This is a genomic window from Enterococcus cecorum DSM 20682 = ATCC 43198 (assembly GCF_000407565.1).
Lineage (GTDB): Bacteria > Bacillota > Bacilli > Lactobacillales > Enterococcaceae > Enterococcus_E > Enterococcus_E cecorum.
The window spans coordinates 758,320-775,456 of sequence record NZ_ASWI01000003.1; the positions used below are offsets into that span (position 1 = coordinate 758,320).

The window sequence follows — 17,137 nt, forward strand, 5'->3', positions numbered from 1 at the left end:
GAATATGAAAAAAATTCTAGAAGTAAAAGATTTAGAAATTTCATTTGACACCTTCGCCGGCAAAGTGCAAGCCATCCGTAATGTGAGTTTTGATTTATATGAAGGGGAGACCTTAGCGATTGTAGGGGAATCCGGAAGTGGTAAATCAGTCACTACTCGAAGTGTCATGGGCTTACTTGCAAGTAATGCCAATATTGAAAATGGTCAAATCTTATTTAATGGTCAAGATATTGTACAAAAGACCGAAAAAGAAATGCAAAAAATTCGTGGGAAAGAGATTGCGATGATTTTCCAAGATCCGATGACTTCTCTAGACCCAACCATGCCAATCGGAAAACAAGTGGCAGAATCTTTATTAAAACATACGAAAATTTCAAAAAAAGAAGCGATGGAACAGGCCTTAGAACTATTAAAACTAGTAGGAATTCCAAATGCTGAAAAACGCTTGAACAACTATCCACACCAATTTTCAGGTGGGCAACGTCAACGGATTGTCATCGCGATTTCTTTGATTTGTTATCCACAAATTTTAATCGCTGACGAACCAACGACTGCGCTAGACGTAACGATTCAAGCCCAAATTTTAGAACTATTAAAAGATATTCAAGAAAAAATTAAAACCTCGATTATCTTTATTACCCACGATTTGGGGGTAGTAGCAAATGTGGCAGACCGTGTAGCTGTTATGTATGGAGGAAAAATTGTAGAAATCGGCACTTCTGAGGAAATTTTCTATAATCCTCAACATCCATATACTTGGGGCTTATTAGGTTCGATGCCATCCTTAGAAGGTGGAGAAGAGCGACTATATGCGATTCCAGGGACACCACCAGATTTATTGCAACCACCAAAAGGAGATGCTTTCTATCCACGTAATGAGTATGCTTTAAAGATTGATGCTGAAAAACAACCACCATTCTTTGAAGTGTCACCAACGCATAAGGCTGCTACTTGGTTATTAGCACCTCAAGCACCAAAAGTAACCCCACCGAAAGAAATTCAAATTCGTTGGGCAAAATTTGCAGAAAAAAATCAAATAAAAAAAGGTCAAGCCTAGAAAGGAAGTCGTAACGTGAAAAAAGTTTTATTAGATGTTAAAAATTTAAAACAATATTTTAACGTTGGCCGCAAAGATGAAGTTAAAGCGGTAGATGACATTACTTTCCATATTTATGAAGGTGAGACTTTTGGCTTGGTAGGTGAGTCAGGAAGTGGGAAATCGACTACTGGCCGTACGATTATCCGATTAAATCAACCAAGTGGCGGAGAAATCACTTTTGATGGAAAAGATGTTATGAAGTTGAAAAAACGCGATGAATTAAAAGAATTTCGTCGTGAAGTACAAATGATTTATCAAGATCCTTATGCTTCATTGAATCCGCGAATGAAGGTTCGTGATATTATTGCTGAAGGGATTGATATCAACCATTTAGCAAAAAGTGAAGCAGAACGTAATCAAATGGTGGATGACTTGTTAAAAACAGTAGGGTTAAATCCAAACCATGGTACACGTTATCCACATGAGTTTTCTGGTGGACAACGACAAAGAATTGGGATTGCGCGTGCTTTAGCGGTTAATCCGAAATTCATTATCTGTGATGAACCAATTTCTGCGTTAGACGTTTCGATTCAAGCGCAGGTTGTTAACTTATTACAAGACTTGCAAAAAGAAAAAAATCTTACCTATTTATTTATTGCCCATGACTTATCGATGGTGAAACATATTAGTGACCGTATCGGCGTAATGCATCATGGGAAATTGCTTGAAATGGGTACGAGTGATGAGATTTACCATTATGGGGTACATCCATATACAGAAAGTCTACTATCAGCGATTCCATTACCTGATCCAGATTATGAACGTACTCGTAAACGTATCAAGTATACACCACCTAAAGAAGACAGAATACCACGAAAGATGCAAGAAATCGCAGAAGGCCACTATGTCTATGTTAGCGATGAAGAAGCCAAACACTTCGCCGAAAAACTAGCAGAGAAGAAAAGGATGTAAATCGACTCGATCAGCTACGAGCAAAAGGTTATCAATCAACTTGGTCAAATACGAGAAAATTCATGTGTTACCTACTGCTAAGAAAATCGGATGAAAGGAGATTTTCTTAAGCAGGGGGGTGAATTTTCCGAGTATTTAGTTGATTGATACCGAGAAGGATAAGGTCTGTCCAACACGTCGAGAAAGTCCGAAAAGTAAAGACTTTCTCAGACGGGGTGGCTTATACGCCGAAGTAGCTAGTCGATTTACACTGATTAGAAAAGGATGTAAGAAGGGTTGGTCAGCTAAAGGTAGATAAGGTTCCCAAATCGGCGAAAAAGACAGCTTAATATAAGTCTTTTCTAACCAAATTGGCTTATCTACCTAGGAGCTACCCTTTGTATATTAAATAATAAGGTTGATTCGATGAAAAATTTAAAGGGTTATCGATTTAGAATTTATCCCAATGAAGCACAAAAAAGGTTCTTTATTGAAACGTTTGGTTGTGTTCGCTTCATCTATAATTATTTTCTGAAGTTAGATACAGCTGAGCGCACAAGTGAAGAGATTATTACGCCAGCGAGTCTCAAACGTGATTATCCTTTTTTAAAAAAGACGGATAGTCTAGCCCTTGCAAATGCGAAGAGAAATTTAGATAGGGCTTTTCAAAATTACTATCAACAGCGTAGTGGCTATCCTAAGTTGAAAAATAAGAGTTCTGTCTGGCAATCTTACACGACCAATAATCAAAACGGGACAGTACGTATAGAGGATGGTTATCTGAAATTGCCAAAGTTAAAAGAAAAAATTCAAATATGCGAACATCGAAAAATTACTGGCAAAATTAAATCAGTGACTATTTCAGCGAAGAATAACGAGGAGTTTTATGCTTCGATTTTGTGCGTGGAAACCATTGATAAGTTCGAGAAAACAGGTAAAAAAATCAGACTTTCTTTTGATGCGCATCAATTAGTCCAACAAGCGAAATATCGTGCTGAAGTGATTGAACCCATTCAACATACGAAAGGACGTCTGGCGTTTTTACAACGAAGATTAAAGGTAAAGGCTCGGGTTGCGCGTAAGCAAAATCGGATATTAGCCGACTGTAAGAATTACCAGAAGCAAAAAAAACAGTATGACAAATTATTGACACACCTTAATAATCAGATAAAAGATTATTTGAATCATTTATCTGTCTTTTATATTAAGGAATATGATGTAATCGAAATTGTCGAACCAGAAGATAGGTCTTGTGCTGAAGATGCTTTATTCACCAGCAATGAATGGCATCAATTAGTTCGTTTATTGAAATATAAAGCACAATGGTACGGTAAAGAGATTCAAATCATAAATTGTCAAAATATTTAAAAAAATAACTGGTAGGGGTGCCAGGGTTCGCCTAGGTAATAATTGATTTGTTTCTAGGAAAAGTGCCCACTAATTATGAAAAACCACAAAAAATCAGCCTATTTCGGGCTGATTTTTTTATCGGTCTTTAATTGATAGATTTTTGATGGTCGTCCAACACCACTAGCACGTTCACCGATAGCTTCTAAATGATCATTCAATGCTTTTTTGAGGTTAGAGTGGTCTATATTTTTAAAATCAATGCCTAAAAATTTAGCAAAGACCTTTCTGGCATCGGTAATCGTAAAGCCAGGTCCCAATACTAATAGTACGCGTGGGTCATGCATCATTGTTTCTAATACATGATGGAATGCTTTAAGAATAATTTGGCTGTGGTCAAAGGCTAAGGTATCTTTTCCAAGCGATTCACCGGTTTCTAAATCGAGAATGATTTGCGTTTCTTGGTTTTCAAGGACAATTGTATTTTGTTTGCGATTTAAATTAAACCAGCGTACTTGGCTCGCATCATCGCCGGCATCTACTGGCTCTTCACCGATAAAGGCTAAATAGCTAACAGTTACCACCCAACCACGAGGGTCACGATTTGGTGTAGAAAATGTGTAGAGTTGTTCAATTTGATTTTGGTTAATATGTACACCGGTTTCTTCTAATGTTTCGCGAATGACACTATCATCAGTGGACTCACCTTTTGAGACGAATCCTCCAGGTAAAGCCCAAGAATGACGGAATGGGTGACTTTTACGCTGAATCAATAGCAATTTCAGTTGTTCTTCTTGGCGATTATAACAAAGTAATACCATATCTACGGTTAAAGAAGGGGCTTCGTAGGTAGGATGTTCTTGTTCATGGTACCATTTTAAGAATCCTTCTTCCGTTGCGATTTGTTCGTAATATTTTTTTTCTTCGGCTTTTGATGAAAATTCCATATTCGATCAACACCTCTTTAAGATAATATGAGATTCAATAAGAATAGTCCCGTATATGGGAACCAAAGATTGGGCTTTTTGCGGACCTGTGGCACACCTAGAATGATTACTCCTACTAAACAAAGAATTTTGAATAATAGGCGCAATTGTAAAAAGATTGCTATACCGTGGTGCATCATAAAGTAGGCTTGAATATAATCACGATTGATAAATAGCAAAATATGTAAAAATGTCAGCACACAAGCAAATAAAAAAGCCGCTTTCGAAGCTGATTTCATAAATAATCCTCACAATTTTCCTGGTAACTCTCATTATATCACATTTTAAGTAATTTGTACCTTTATTTCATTGAATGCCCCTTCTCACAACTTTATTAGACGGTGTAAATCGACTAGCTACTTCGGCGTATAAGCCACCCCGTTTGGGAAAGTCTTTACTTTTCGGACTTTCCCAACGTGTTGGACAAACTTATCCGCTCGTAGCTGCCCAAGTCGATTTACAACCTTATCCACGGTGTTCGGCAGCTAGACATTGTGAAATTCGCCCTACCACTTGCAAAAATCTCCTTTCATCCGATTTTTGCAGTGGTAGGTAAACACACGAATTTCTTCATGTCTGTGCAAGCTACCTCACAACCTTATTTTTCAATTGATAATCATTTCATCTAATGCTACAATAATTTGGTATAAGTCGTTTATTGATTGGAGGAAAAATTGAAAGATGTCTGAAAAACCAACTTATTATATTACCACTCCGATTTACTATCCAAGTGGCAAGTTACATATTGGCAATTCTTATACGACCATTGCTTGTGATGCATTGGCCCGTTATAAACGATTAATGGATTTTGATGTGTTTTATCTTACTGGTGTGGATGAACATGGTCAAAAAATTGAAAAGAAAGCAGCTGAATTGGGATTAGAACCACAAGCATATGTGGATAAAATGGCTGCGGATATTAAAAAATTATGGAAAACCTTAGATATTAGCTACGATAAATTTATTCGTACCACTGATGACTATCATGAAAAAGCAGTCCGCAAGATTTTCCAACGTTTACTTGATCAAGGAGATATTTACTTAGGTGAATATGAAGGCTGGTATTCTGTATCTGATGAAGAATTCTTTACAGAAACACAATTAGCTGAAGTCTATCGTGATGAAGAAGGCAACATGATTGGTGGTAAAGCGCCAAGTGGTCATGAAGTTGAATTAGTGAAAGAAGAGTCTTATTTCTTTAGAATGAGTAACTACGCTGATCGTTTATTAGCGTATTATGAAGAACATCCAGAGTTTATTCAACCAGAGTCTCGTAAAAATGAAATGATCAATAACTTTATCAAACCAGGACTGGAAGATTTAGCGGTATCTCGTACGACTTTCAAATGGGGAATTCCAATTGATGCGAATCCTGAACACGTGGTTTATGTGTGGATTGACGCGTTATCAAACTATATCACAGCACTTGGTTATGGTAGCGATGATGAAAGTTTATTTGAAAAATTCTGGCCAGCTGATGTTCATATGGTTGGTAAAGAAATTGTCCGTTTCCATACTATTTATTGGCCAATCATATTAATGGCGCTTGATTTACCATTACCTAAGAAAGTTTTTGGTCATGGTTGGTTATTAATGAAAGACGGCAAGATGAGTAAATCTAAAGGGAATGTCGTTTATCCCGAAATGTTAGTGGAACGTTATGGTTTAGATGCTTTACGTTACTACTTATTACGTGTGGTACCATTTGGATCTGATGGCGTCTTTACTCCAGAAGATTTCGTTTCGCGTGTGAACTATGATTTAGCCAATGACCTAGGTAACTTATTAAACCGCACAGTTGCGATGATTAACAAATATTGTGGCGGTTTTGTTCCAGAGTATAAATCTCGTGTTACTGACTTTGATGCGGATCTTTCTACAACTGCGGCTAATGTCATCAGTAAATATCATGAAGCGATGGACAATATGGAATTTAACCTTGCTTTAGGCGAAGTGTGGAATTTGATTTCTCGTGCAAATAAATATATCGATGAAACTCAGCCATGGATTTTAGCAAAAGATCCTGAACGTAAAGCTGAATTAGATTCTGTTATGATTCACTTAGCCGAAGTATTACGTATTGTCGCTATTCTTTTACAACCAGTGATGACCAATGTACCAAATCAAATCTTTGAACAACTTGGTATTAGTAATGCAAGTAAAGAATTGACTGATTTACGTTTTGGTGAGTTTCCTAAAGATACAAAAGTAGTCGAAAAAGGTGTGCCAATCTTCCCACGTCTTGATGTAGAACAAGAAGTTGCTTATATTCAAGAAAAGATGGCTCAAGGTGTGCCAAGTGTTGAAGAAAAAGTCAATTGGAACCCTGAAGAAACAGAATTAGTAAGTGTGAAAGAAAAGCAAATTAAATATGATGATTTCGATAAAGTAGAATTAAAAGTCGCTGAAGTTATCGATTGCCAACGTGTGAAAGATGCCGACAAGTTATTGCAATTCCGCTTAGATGCAGGGGATAAGCAAGACCGTCAAATTCTTTCAGGTATCGCAGCGTTCTATCCAGATCCAGCTGCTTTAATCGGTAAAAAAGTGGTAATTGTCGCAAATCTTAAACCACGAAAAATGCGTGGAGAAATCAGCCAAGGGATGATTTTATCTGCTGAAGATAGTCAAGGACGCCTACAAATTGTAGAAGCTCCTGAAAACATGCCAAATGGTTCGATTATCGCTTAATTCTTTATCCATTTAGATTTTTGACTAGTCATTCATTTTGAGTGGCTAGTTTTTTTACCTTTAGAACTCATTCCGGATAACCTTAGCTTTCTCGGTATCAATCAACTAAATACTCGGAAAATTCGTCCTCCCGCTTGAGAAAATCTCCTTTCATCCGATTTTCTCAGCGGTAGGTAAGCACAAAATTTCTTCGAGGCTTTCTGAGCTGCCTCACAACCTTGATAGACGGTGTAAATCGACTAGCTACTTCGGCGTATAAGCCACCCTGTCTGGGAAAGTATTTACTTCTCGGACTTTCCCGACGTGTTGGACAAACTTATCCGCTCGTAGCTGACCAAGTCGATTTACAACCTTATTAGACGGTGTTCGAAGGGTAGCTACATCGCATCTAAGCCGGACTGCCTAGGAAAATCTTTAAACATAGTGGATTTTCCAGTCATTCCGGACAACCTTAGCTTTCTCGGTATCAATCAACTAAATACTCGGAAAATTCACCCTCCTGCTTAAGAAAATCTCCTTTCATCCGATTTTCTAAGCAGTAGGTAACACATGAATTTTCTCGTATTTGACCAAGTTGATTGATAACCTTCTGCTTGTAGCTGATCGACCTTTCTCACAACCTTATTTTTTATTTCATTTGTTAACGTTTTCTGTGAGTGTTGGTTGTTGTCAGGTTTGGAATTGTTTAGTATAATGACAATGTAATAATTCATGAGGGAGTAACTGGCAGTAGGAATACTGTGGCAACATCACCAGCAAGAAAGAAATTTCTGGTGTTGCCTTAATTAGTGAGACTTATGTATGTATTTTTTTGCATACACAGGTCTATTTTTTTTAGCAAGAAATAGACTTGTGAAATTTAGCAACCAGTTCAAGTAATTGGTTAGCGAGAATTTTGAAGGAGGAACATATGTCAGAACAACAAAAACAAGCACAATTGCATGAAGCTTTTTATGCAAAAAGTGTCGATGAGGTCACACAGGCGTTAGATACAACTCTTGATGGCTTAACTTCTAGTGAGGCAAAGGCGCGTTTAGCAAAATTTGGCCCAAATGAACTAGAAGAAGGTAAGAAAAAAAGTATGCTACAAAAATTCATCGAGCAATTTAAAGACTTGATGATTGCTGTTTTATTAGTAGCTGCAATTATTTCTGCTGTTGTTTCACATGAAGTAGTGGACTCATTAATTATCTTAGCGGTGGTTATCATTAACGCCATCATGGGTGTGGTGCAAGAAGCCAAAGCCGAACAAGCCATTGAAGCTTTAAAACAAATGTCTACACCAAATGCGAATATCGTTCGTGATGGTCATCCGATGACAGTCAAAAGTGATGAATTAGTACCAGGTGACCTAGTATTACTAGAAGCAGGGGATATTGTTCCTGCAGATATGCGCTTGGTTGAAGTAAGTTCATTGAAGATTGAAGAAGCAGCTTTAACCGGTGAATCAGTGCCAGTTGAAAAAGAATTAATCGTTTTAGAAAATGCTGAAGTGGGTATTGGTGACCGTGTGAATATGGCTTATTCAAATAGTAATGTCACTTATGGTCGTGGTAAAGGGATTGTCGTTAACACTGGTATGGATACCGAAGTTGGTAAGATTGCCGGAATGTTAGCTCAAGCCGATGAAACAGAAACACCATTAAAACGTAACTTAAACGAATTAGGTAAATTCTTAACAGCTGCGATTGTCGTGATTGCGGTAATTATGTTCTTTGTTGGTATTTTCTTCAACAATACTTCATGGGCAGATATGTTATTAACTTCTATCTCACTTGCCGTTGCAGCGATTCCTGAAGGTTTACCTGCCATTGTTACGATTATCCTAGCGCTTGGTACACAAGTCATGGCCAAACGTAACGCTATGATTCGTAAATTACCTGCCGTAGAAACATTAGGGGCTACTGATATTATCGCTTCTGATAAGACAGGTACACTAACTCTTAACCAAATGACAGTTGAAAAATTATATGTGGATAACCAACAATTTGCAGTGCATGATGAATTTGCCAATGATCATATGGCGATTAAAGTAATGAACTTTGCCAATGACACTAAATTTTCTCAAGAAGGCACTTTAATCGGTGATCCAACAGAAACTGCCTTAATTCAATTTGGTTTAGATCAAGGCTTTGACGTGAAGGCTGCATTAGTGGTTGAACCTCGTGTGGCTGATCTACCATTTGACTCTGATCGTAAATTGATGTCTACTGTTCACCAATTAGCAGATGGCAAATATTTAGTTGCTGTCAAAGGTGCGCCTGATGTCTTATTAACTCGTACGACGCAAATTTTAATGGATGGTCAAGTACGTCCATTACAACAAGCAGATAAAGACAATATTTTAGCCAATAATAAAGACATGGCCCAACAAGCTCTACGTGTCTTGGCAATGGCTTATAAGATTGTAGATGAAATGCCAGAATTAGTCAGCGAAACACTTGAAAATGATTTAGTATTTGCTGGTTTAGTGGGGATGATTGACCCTGAACGTGCTGAAGCTGCTCATGCTGTTAAAGTGGCCAAAGAAGCAGGTATTCGTCCAATTATGATTACTGGTGACCACCGTGATACAGCTGAAGCAATTGCCGCACGTCTTGGTATTATTAAAGAAAAAGACGATGCTGCGGTATTAACTGGGGCTGAATTAAACCAAATGTCTGATGATGAATTTGCCCAAAAAGTGACCCAATATTCTGTTTATGCACGTGTCTCTCCTGAACATAAAGTACGTATCGTGAAAGCATGGCAAAAAGCTGGTAAGGTCGTTGCGATGACCGGTGATGGGGTAAACGATGCGCCTGCCTTGAAACAAGCAGATATCGGTGTTGGTATGGGGATTACTGGTACGGAAGTTTCTAAAGGGGCTTCTGATATGGTCCTTGCTGATGATAACTTTGCGACAATTGTTGTGGCTGTTGAAGAAGGACGTAAAGTATTCTCTAATATTCAAAAAGCCATTCAATATCTATTGGCTGCGAACTTAGGGGAAGTTTTAACCTTATTCTTAGCGACACTTTGGGGATGGGATACGTTATTACCAATTCACCTATTATGGATTAACTTAGTAACTGATACTTTCCCTGCCATTGCTTTAGGTATGGAACCAGCTGAACAAGGACTGATGCAACACAAACCACGTGGTAAGAATTCAAACTTCTTCTCTGGTGGGGTCTTGAGTAGTATCATTTACCAAGGTATTTTAGAAGCGGCTTCTGTATTATTCGTATACTGGGCAGCAATTCAATGGCCAGATCACACTGCAGCGAATACACCAGGTATGTCTGCGGCGGCTTTAAGTCAATTACAACATGCCGATGCGTTAACCATGGCCTTTGCAACATTAGGATTAATGCAACTATTCCACGCATTTAACGTGAAGTCGGTTCATCAATCTCTATTTAAAGTGGGTGCCTTTAAAAACCGCGTCTTTAACTGGGCGATACTATTGTCATTTGCTTTAATGATGGTCATTATTGTTGTACCAGGATTGAATGACATCTTTAGAGTTTCTCACCTTGATTTATATCAATGGGGAATCGTTCTAGCTTCTTCATTTGCGATTATTCCAGTTGTTGAAATTGTCAAAGCTATTCAACGTGCAATGGGTAAAGACTAATCAAATAATTGCGCTACTAGTTAGGATATCTAGCTAGTGGCGTTTTTTTTATCTCAAAAATATGCTAAAATAGACTCATTACGAAAAGGAGAGAATTTATCTATGCGTGTCGATTTAGGATATTATATTCAAATGATTAATCAACTTATTCAAGATACAGAAGCTGTCGGGGAAAAAATGAATCCCAAATTTGAAGAAGTGAAAAAAGCAATAGAAGACAATCAACTTGCTACTTTATCTTCTGAACAATTATCTGAGATTTTAGCTACTTTTAATGAAGGAACCCAAACATATAAAGCATACTTAGCCAAATTACAAGGGTTAAAAGCACCAGCTAGGGTAATTGGTTTGCATAAAAAGTTAGTAGCTGCTTATCAAAAATATGTGCAAGGTTGCCTAGATATGATTGCTAGCCTTGAAGGTGAGGTAGACGTAGAGGCCTTTAATCAAGCTGAGCAGCACCAAGATGAAGCGACTGACACAATAGCTTTTGCGATTCAAAGAATGACCATGCTTTTGATGAAACGTTAATGATAAAAGCACTTCCAAAAAAGGAGAAAAATCTAATCTAAATATTAGTCAGTTTTTAGGATAAATTGTTTTACCTAGTATATAATCCTGAGTTTTACAGTTATTTAATTATAAAACGCCCCTAATGCTTGATACATAAGCTTTTAGGGGCGTTTCTTACTTTATTCTATTTTCGTACTTTTTTCTGAGTTAACCACTCTAGAAAATTTTTTTATATATTTTTGCGATAATATCTTTCTAGCCACTTGGAATCCAAAAATATCCATCAATTCATCAACTAAATCAGTTCGGTCAAAAGCAGGAGTATAGTTTGAACCTTCAAGATAAACGATATTCATTTGACGTAAGGTTGTAATGATTTGCTCTGGACTATATTTTTCTGACAAATAATGTTTTTCAAGAATTCTATAAACAAGAAGAGCGATAAAGCAGGTTAATAGATGCCCGTTGATTGATTCTTCTTTTCTAACATACATAGGTCTGGTTCGAAATTCACTTTTCATAATTCGAAAACTTTCTTCGATTTCCCATCTTTGACGGTTAGCTTGAATGATGATACCGATATTTTTATCTTCTAAATCAGTCGTCACTACGTAGAATCCATCTAACTTTGCTTCATTTTTAATTTTTTCTGTATCTAATTGAATGACCTTGTTAGAGGCGATTTCTCCATCCTCAGTAGTTGTGGTCGTTTTTATATAATAGCTAGGCTGTCTTTGATTTTTACGATCTAACTTGCTTGGATTTTCAATAAATTTAAGAGCACGATCAATTTTTTTCTGACGAATATGTTCGTGATAAGCTTTCTGACGAAAGCTGAACGATACAATATAACGTTCTTCAAGAGAATATTTATCTTTGGCTACGTCAGATTTTTTTGTTGTCTTTTCCCATCTTTCTTTGTAAAAAATCAAATCATAAACATTTCGTTCCGTACCGTCAATATTTATTTTATAATGTTTCAAATCAGTTTCGGCATTTTCTGCGGCGTTCATGATATCCTGTAAATTGAATTTCTCTCTAGAGCCGCTAATTCTCCAACCTGAAGGATCAATAGCCCATTCCTGTAGTGATTTTTTTAATTTCTTGATAGGTTGTGTCACAATATAGGCATGATTGTTTTTCATGTTATTATACACTTTATTTTCCCAACCATTTAATCCAGCATCCGCAACGACAATGAACTTTTTCAACTGAAAATCTTCTTCAATTTTTTGTTCTAATTTGCGTAACGTAGGCTGCTCATTCATATTCCCTGCGAAAGCATAGTCCGCTAAAGGTATCCCATTACCATCCATAAACAACCCATATTGAACAATTGGATTGGGACGATGTTCTTTGCTAAAACCATATAATCTAAATTCATCTGGTTCTTCTGTTTCAAAGTAAAAATTTGTACAATCGTAGTATAAAACATTAGTATTGCGCGGATATAATTTTGTAGATCCTTGATATAATGCATTTTCAATCGTATATCGTTCTTGATACAAAATATGAAGTGCCCGATACACATCTTCCAATTGATAAGTAGATTGATGTAAAAAACGTTTTTTGTATTCAAAGGTTGCGCGTTTTGAACAAGGTTCAATAATACGTGTACAAACTAAATCACATAAGATATCAAAAAGATTAAATTGTATTTTGTATCGAGTTTGAATTTCTTGACATATACGCTTTAGCCCTAGAGAACAAAGAATATCCTTGATATACAAATATCCAACATTGTAAATGCTGGTTTCATCTTTTTCTATTAAATCCTTTTGAGCAACTTCAATAAGCATTTTACCATTTTCTGCCTTCAGTTGTTGTTTTCGCTCTTCGATATAATCTTTCAAATGATTGACAACTACTTCTCTGTCTGTAGTTTGATATTTTTCCATCAATGAATTTAAAGAACCTAGAGCCTCCACAACAAATGTAGAGCGTTTATTGGTTTCAGGATGAGTATAATCATCAATAATTGAAAACGACTCTGAATATTTAGATTTTGTTGATTTTAAACGCATTCCCATAGTAATCACCCAACTCTATTATACCATAAAGTACGAAAAAGTACGAGTGTAAAATTGAAAAAATTTGACAAAAAAATAGCTTTATACCAAGGCATAGAGCGAAAATATTTCAATTCAACTGTAAAACTCCCGAGGTAGACGTAGAGGCCTTTAATCAAGCTGAGCAGCACCAAGATGAAGCGACTGACACAATAGCTTTTGCGATTCAAAGAATGACCATGCTTTTGATGAAACGTTAATGATAAAAGCACTTCCAAAAAAGGAGAAAAATCTAATCTAAATATTAGTCAGTTTTTAGGATAAATTGTTTTACCTAGTATATAATAATCACATAACCAACAATAACCTTTTTATTTTTCATTTTACTCCTTAGTTGAGTAATTACTCCTTTTTCCGCTAGGCCTAACCAACCTAGTGGTTTTTTTATGTCCCAAAAAGCCTGTCTGATGCGAGAAGTCGCAATCAGACGGGCTTTTTGAGGATTACTTACTTAAACGTTCTTTTAAATGAATGTCTTGATTATTGATTCGTAAATCTCTAAATTCAGCAGCGGCGGTAAAGAGAATGTCGCTAGAGGAATTGACAGCTGTTTCAATTGCATCTTGTACCACTCCAATAATAAAACCAACACCAACGACTTGAATGGCGATATCATTGGAAATGCCGAATAAACTACATGCTAAAGGAATCAATAATAATGATCCTCCGGCAATTCCACTGGCACCACAGGCACTTAAAGCAGAAAGGATACACAAAATTAAAGTTAGTACTGGCGAAACTTGCATATCTAATGTGTGGACTGCAGCAAGTGTCATCGTTGAGATAGTAATGGCTGCTCCACCCATATTGATAGTAGCCCCTAATGGTAAAGAAATGGAATAGGCTGATTCGGTAAGCCCCATGTTTTTGGCAAGCAACATATTAATTGGAATATTGGCTGCGGAACTGCGGGTAAAGAAGGCTGGAATCGCACTGTTTTTTAAGCAGTAGAAAACCAAGGGATAGGGATTTTCTCTGATTAGGAAAAATACCATAATTGGGTAGACGACTAGGGCGACAAAGAACATGGAACCAACGAGTAATAATAATAATTGCCCATATTGTAAAAGTCCTTTTAACCCAGTGGTTGCAACCGATTGAAACACTAAGCCGAAAATGCCAAGTGGGGCGAAGGCAATAATTAATTGGACAACTAAAGTGATCGCTTGGGCAATTTCTTGGGTGGCTTTTTTCACAGCTGGACTTGCTAATCTTAAAGCAAACCCGATTAATGCTGACCAGAAAAGAACGGCTAAATAGTTTCCTTCAATCATGGCTTGTAGTGGGTTTTGAACGATATTGGTTAGAATTGTATTTAGCACTTCATTAATCGACTGTGGGGCAGCTTGTTGCGTACTTGTCTGTTGTAAAGCAATCTTAACTGGAAATAGAAAGCTTGCGAATACTGCCACAACTGAAGCGAATAGGGTTGCTGTTAGATAAAGTGTAATAACAGGTTTGAGATAGCTTTTATTGTCGCTATTGTGTTGGGAGATGGAGGCCAAAATCAGTACAAATACCAAAATAGGGGCGATGGCTTTCAATGCATCGACAAATAGACTCCCAAAAATGGTAATAAATGTCCAATGTGGCAAGAAGATACCACAAAGAATACCAAGAATAATACCAATTGCTATACGTTTTAATAAGGATAAATCTTTTAAAAATTCTATCAAGAACTTTTCCACCTTTCTGATATTTACTGAAATATATCATGAAATATTGTGAAAATGAATGATTTTATTATAATTTTAATTCAATTTTAATGTGAAAGCTCGAATAAATGGGGAAAATTGTTGGTAAATGAGTATGAATAGTTGAATAACTGGCTTAATACAAAGACTAAAATGAGAAAACCCGCAAGCATCACGTCACTTGCGGGTCCTAGGATTAATGTTCAAAATTATCGACGTAATTGCGATAATAATCAAGTAAATCTGCTTTTAGTTTTTGATATTCCTCTTCGGTATACTCTTTGTCTTTTAAAGGAGCATAAAATTTAGGCATATCTAAGTCTTTACGTAATCTATCAAGTACTTCTTGTAATGTCATCTGTTTTTCCACCTTAGAATAAATCATATAGTTTATAAAGTTTTTCAAAGCATACATTCATGCGTTCTAGATGACTGGCTAATAATGCATAATCATCCTTATCATGGAATAGAATTTGCTTCAATTGGAAATAAAAATCATCAAATGCATTGATATAGTTACTAATTTCTTCTGTTTGTAAGTTGGTAAAGGTATCACAGCGAAGATATAGCTTTTCAGCAATCGCATAGACTTCAGCGGTAGTCAAGATAACGAGATTTTCATCATAGCGTCGACTTTGAACGAGTTCTAGTAAAGATTGACATTTATTATAGATATTTGAGGCATCTTTCACTAATAATTCTACGGGCGTTTTTGAAAACATTCAGCTTCATCCTCTCTATACAAATTTGACACAAACTGCTTCTGGTGCAAAGACATCTTTTTGTAGTAAGGTTAATTTTCCGGTTTGGGCATCACGTTGATATAAAGTAAGATTATCAGAATTTTGGTGTGCACAAACTAAAAATTCTTCACTTGGATTTAAAGAAAAGTCGCGAGGGAAGTCACCATAAGTATCTACACGTTCAATAAAGGTTAAGCTACGTCCATCTTCAGCAATCGCAAAGACAACAATTGAGTTATCGCCACGGTTGGAACCATATAAGAATTTGCCGTCTTTCGTTACTTTAACAGCAGAACCACTGTTAAAACCTTCGTAATCAGCAGGTAATGTTGGGTAAGTGGCCAATACTTCAAAATGTCCATCGGCGCGATTATAAGCTAAGACACTAATAGTACTATTTAATTCACCAAATAAATAAGCGATATCTAGTGTCGGATGGAAAGTAAGATGTCTAGGGCCTGTTTTATCGGCTACTTTTAATTTGCTCGCTAAACTTAATTTGCCATCAGCACTTAAATCATAAGTATAAACAGTATCAGTTCCTAAATCACAAGCAACTAGGCGATGGTCAGGTGTTAAATCGGCATAGTGCGCATGAGGTTTGTCTTGGTTTTCGTGGCTACCAGTCGGATCTGTATGGGTTACTTCGTCGGTTAACGTTAAGCTACCATCTGCTTCAATTTTATAAACAGTAACTTGACCTTTATGGTAATTTGCGCTAAAGACTAATTGACGCTCTTCATCCACCGCTACATAGCAAGGAGAAGCTCCTGGAGAAGTAACCGTATTCAATAGTTTGCCATCTTTTGAATAACTAGCGACACCGCCATTGCCATCTACACTAGTCACATTATATAAATTTCCTTTTTCACTTAAAGCAACAAATGTAGGACCACTCTCTTCAGTGAATAAAGTTAAATTTGTTAGCTCTTTCTTGTCTGTATCTAGTTCAACAGTATAGATACCTTGACTTTTCTTTTTAGTATATGTGCCTAAAAAAATCTTTTCTTGCATAATCAGACCTCCAATAACTTTTATAAAAATATTGTACCATAAAAAACATGAATTTACTCATATGAAATGAAATATGATATAATAAAGAAAAATTAGAGAACAGAGGGAATGTTTAATGGCGCAAGCAAAGATTATTTCAATAGGTGAAATGGTAGCAACAACCACCGAAAATATTTTAATTTTATTTGGCAAAAAAGCCACATCAGTTTTAAAAGATTATGCGGTGATTCAAGAATTTATCAATGAAGAAGCGAAAATCGTTCCTGGGATGGAGTTAAAATTCGGCGATCAAGTGTATCATGTAGAAAAAGTGGGAAATGCAGTGGAACATAACATGCATGAATTGAGTCATGTCAATATTTCATTTAATCCAATTGATGAGGATAAGATGATTTCAAGCATGATTTATGTCAAACCTTATGTATTCCCTAAATTATCAGAAGGAATGATGATTACCTACGAAGAATAGGG

Annotated in this window: 14 protein-coding genes; 7 read left to right on the plus strand and 7 right to left on the minus strand. The window is 36.5% G+C overall.

Annotation, left to right across the window (positions count from 1 at the left end):
• Positions 1-4: 4 nt before the first annotated feature.
• The 3 genes from I567_RS04475 to I567_RS04485 all read left to right on the plus strand — a co-directional run bounded on the left by I567_RS04475 (position 5) and on the right by I567_RS04485 (position 3,358).
• Positions 5-1,057: an ABC transporter ATP-binding protein gene (locus I567_RS04475; RefSeq protein WP_016251058.1), complete on the plus strand. Its 1,053-nt coding sequence runs from the start codon at positions 5-7 to the stop codon at positions 1,055-1,057.
• Between the two features lie 15 nt (positions 1,058-1,072).
• Positions 1,073-2,011, plus strand: coding sequence for an ABC transporter ATP-binding protein (locus tag I567_RS04480; protein WP_016251059.1), 939 nt, complete (start codon positions 1,073-1,075; stop codon positions 2,009-2,011).
• Positions 2,012-2,416: 405 nt separating this feature from the next.
• Positions 2,417-3,358, plus strand: coding sequence for an RNA-guided endonuclease TnpB family protein (locus tag I567_RS04485; RefSeq protein WP_016251060.1), 942 nt, complete (start codon positions 2,417-2,419; stop codon positions 3,356-3,358).
• Positions 3,359-3,456: 98 nt separating this feature from the next.
• On the opposite strand, the gene I567_RS04490 is transcribed toward I567_RS04485, so the two are convergent.
• A complete protein-coding gene (locus I567_RS04490) occupies positions 3,457-4,284 on the minus strand; it encodes an NUDIX domain-containing protein (protein ID WP_016251061.1) in 828 nt (275 codons plus the stop codon).
• Between the two features lie 17 nt (positions 4,285-4,301).
• Positions 4,302-4,562: a hypothetical protein gene (locus tag I567_RS04495; protein ID WP_016251062.1), complete on the minus strand. Its 261-nt coding sequence runs from the start codon at positions 4,560-4,562 to the stop codon at positions 4,302-4,304.
• 442 nt (positions 4,563-5,004) lie between these two features.
• On the opposite strand from I567_RS04495, the gene metG reads away from it, so the two are divergent.
• The 3 genes from metG to I567_RS04510 all read left to right on the plus strand — a co-directional run bounded on the left by metG (position 5,005) and on the right by I567_RS04510 (position 11,164).
• Positions 5,005-7,014 carry a methionine--tRNA ligase gene (metG, locus tag I567_RS04500; protein WP_016251063.1) on the plus strand — a complete coding sequence of 670 codons (2,010 nt, stop codon included), beginning with the start codon at positions 5,005-5,007 and terminating at the stop codon, positions 7,012-7,014.
• A 910-nt stretch (positions 7,015-7,924) separates the two neighbouring features.
• Complete coding sequence (locus I567_RS04505; RefSeq protein WP_016251064.1) at positions 7,925-10,633, plus strand: cation-translocating P-type ATPase; 2,709 nt, start codon at positions 7,925-7,927, stop codon at positions 10,631-10,633.
• Between the two features lie 102 nt (positions 10,634-10,735).
• Positions 10,736-11,164, plus strand: a complete 429-nt coding sequence (locus I567_RS04510; RefSeq protein WP_016251065.1) for a hypothetical protein — start codon at positions 10,736-10,738, stop codon at positions 11,162-11,164.
• A gap of 161 nt (positions 11,165-11,325) precedes the next feature.
• Here I567_RS04510 and I567_RS04515 read toward each other — a convergent pair whose 3' ends face one another.
• The 5 genes from I567_RS04515 to I567_RS04530 all read right to left on the minus strand — a co-directional run bounded on the left by I567_RS04515 (position 11,326) and on the right by I567_RS04530 (position 16,666).
• Entirely contained in the window at positions 11,326-13,176 is a 1,851-nt protein-coding gene (locus tag I567_RS04515; protein WP_016251066.1) for an IS1634 family transposase, read from the minus strand.
• A 482-nt stretch (positions 13,177-13,658) separates the two neighbouring features.
• A complete protein-coding gene (sstT, locus tag I567_RS04520) occupies positions 13,659-14,891 on the minus strand; it encodes a serine/threonine transporter SstT (protein ID WP_016251067.1) in 1,233 nt (410 codons plus the stop codon).
• A 214-nt stretch (positions 14,892-15,105) separates the two neighbouring features.
• Entirely contained in the window at positions 15,106-15,267 is a 162-nt protein-coding gene (locus I567_RS12740; protein ID WP_016251068.1) for a hypothetical protein, read from the minus strand.
• Positions 15,268-15,280: 13 nt separating this feature from the next.
• Positions 15,281-15,631: a hypothetical protein gene (locus I567_RS04525; RefSeq protein WP_016251069.1), complete on the minus strand. Its 351-nt coding sequence runs from the start codon at positions 15,629-15,631 to the stop codon at positions 15,281-15,283.
• A 15-nt stretch (positions 15,632-15,646) separates the two neighbouring features.
• On the minus strand, positions 15,647-16,666 hold the full coding sequence (locus I567_RS04530) for a lactonase family protein (protein WP_016251070.1): 1,020 nt from the start codon (positions 16,664-16,666) through the stop codon (positions 15,647-15,649).
• A 115-nt stretch (positions 16,667-16,781) separates the two neighbouring features.
• On the opposite strand from I567_RS04530, the gene I567_RS04535 reads away from it, so the two are divergent.
• Positions 16,782-17,135, plus strand: a complete 354-nt coding sequence (locus I567_RS04535) for a PTS glucitol/sorbitol transporter subunit IIA (protein ID WP_016251071.1) — start codon at positions 16,782-16,784, stop codon at positions 17,133-17,135.
• Positions 17,136-17,137 lie beyond the last annotated feature (2 nt).

Bases quoted from the DNA above. Each gene is read 5' to 3' on its own strand.
- I567_RS04475 (WP_016251058.1), top strand. From the start codon at position 5: ATGAAAAAAATTCTAGAAGTAAAAGATTTAGAAATTTCATTTGACACC.
- I567_RS04485 (WP_016251060.1), top strand. From the start codon at position 2,417: ATGAAAAATTTAAAGGGTTATCGATTTAGAATTTATCCCAATGAAGCA.
- I567_RS04490 (WP_016251061.1), bottom strand. From the start codon at position 4,284: ATGGAATTTTCATCAAAAGCCGAAGAAAAAAAATATTACGAACAAATC.
- I567_RS04495 (WP_016251062.1), bottom strand. From the start codon at position 4,562: ATGAAATCAGCTTCGAAAGCGGCTTTTTTATTTGCTTGTGTGCTGACA.
- metG (WP_016251063.1), top strand. From the start codon at position 5,005: ATGTCTGAAAAACCAACTTATTATATTACCACTCCGATTTACTATCCA.
- I567_RS04505 (WP_016251064.1), top strand. From the start codon at position 7,925: ATGTCAGAACAACAAAAACAAGCACAATTGCATGAAGCTTTTTATGCA.
- I567_RS04510 (WP_016251065.1), top strand. From the start codon at position 10,736: ATGCGTGTCGATTTAGGATATTATATTCAAATGATTAATCAACTTATT.
- I567_RS04515 (WP_016251066.1), bottom strand. From the start codon at position 13,176: ATGGGAATGCGTTTAAAATCAACAAAATCTAAATATTCAGAGTCGTTT.
- I567_RS12740 (WP_016251068.1), bottom strand. From the start codon at position 15,267: ATGACATTACAAGAAGTACTTGATAGATTACGTAAAGACTTAGATATG.
- I567_RS04525 (WP_016251069.1), bottom strand. From the start codon at position 15,631: ATGTTTTCAAAAACGCCCGTAGAATTATTAGTGAAAGATGCCTCAAAT.
- I567_RS04530 (WP_016251070.1), bottom strand. From the start codon at position 16,666: ATGCAAGAAAAGATTTTTTTAGGCACATATACTAAAAAGAAAAGTCAA.
- I567_RS04535 (WP_016251071.1), top strand. From the start codon at position 16,782: ATGGCGCAAGCAAAGATTATTTCAATAGGTGAAATGGTAGCAACAACC.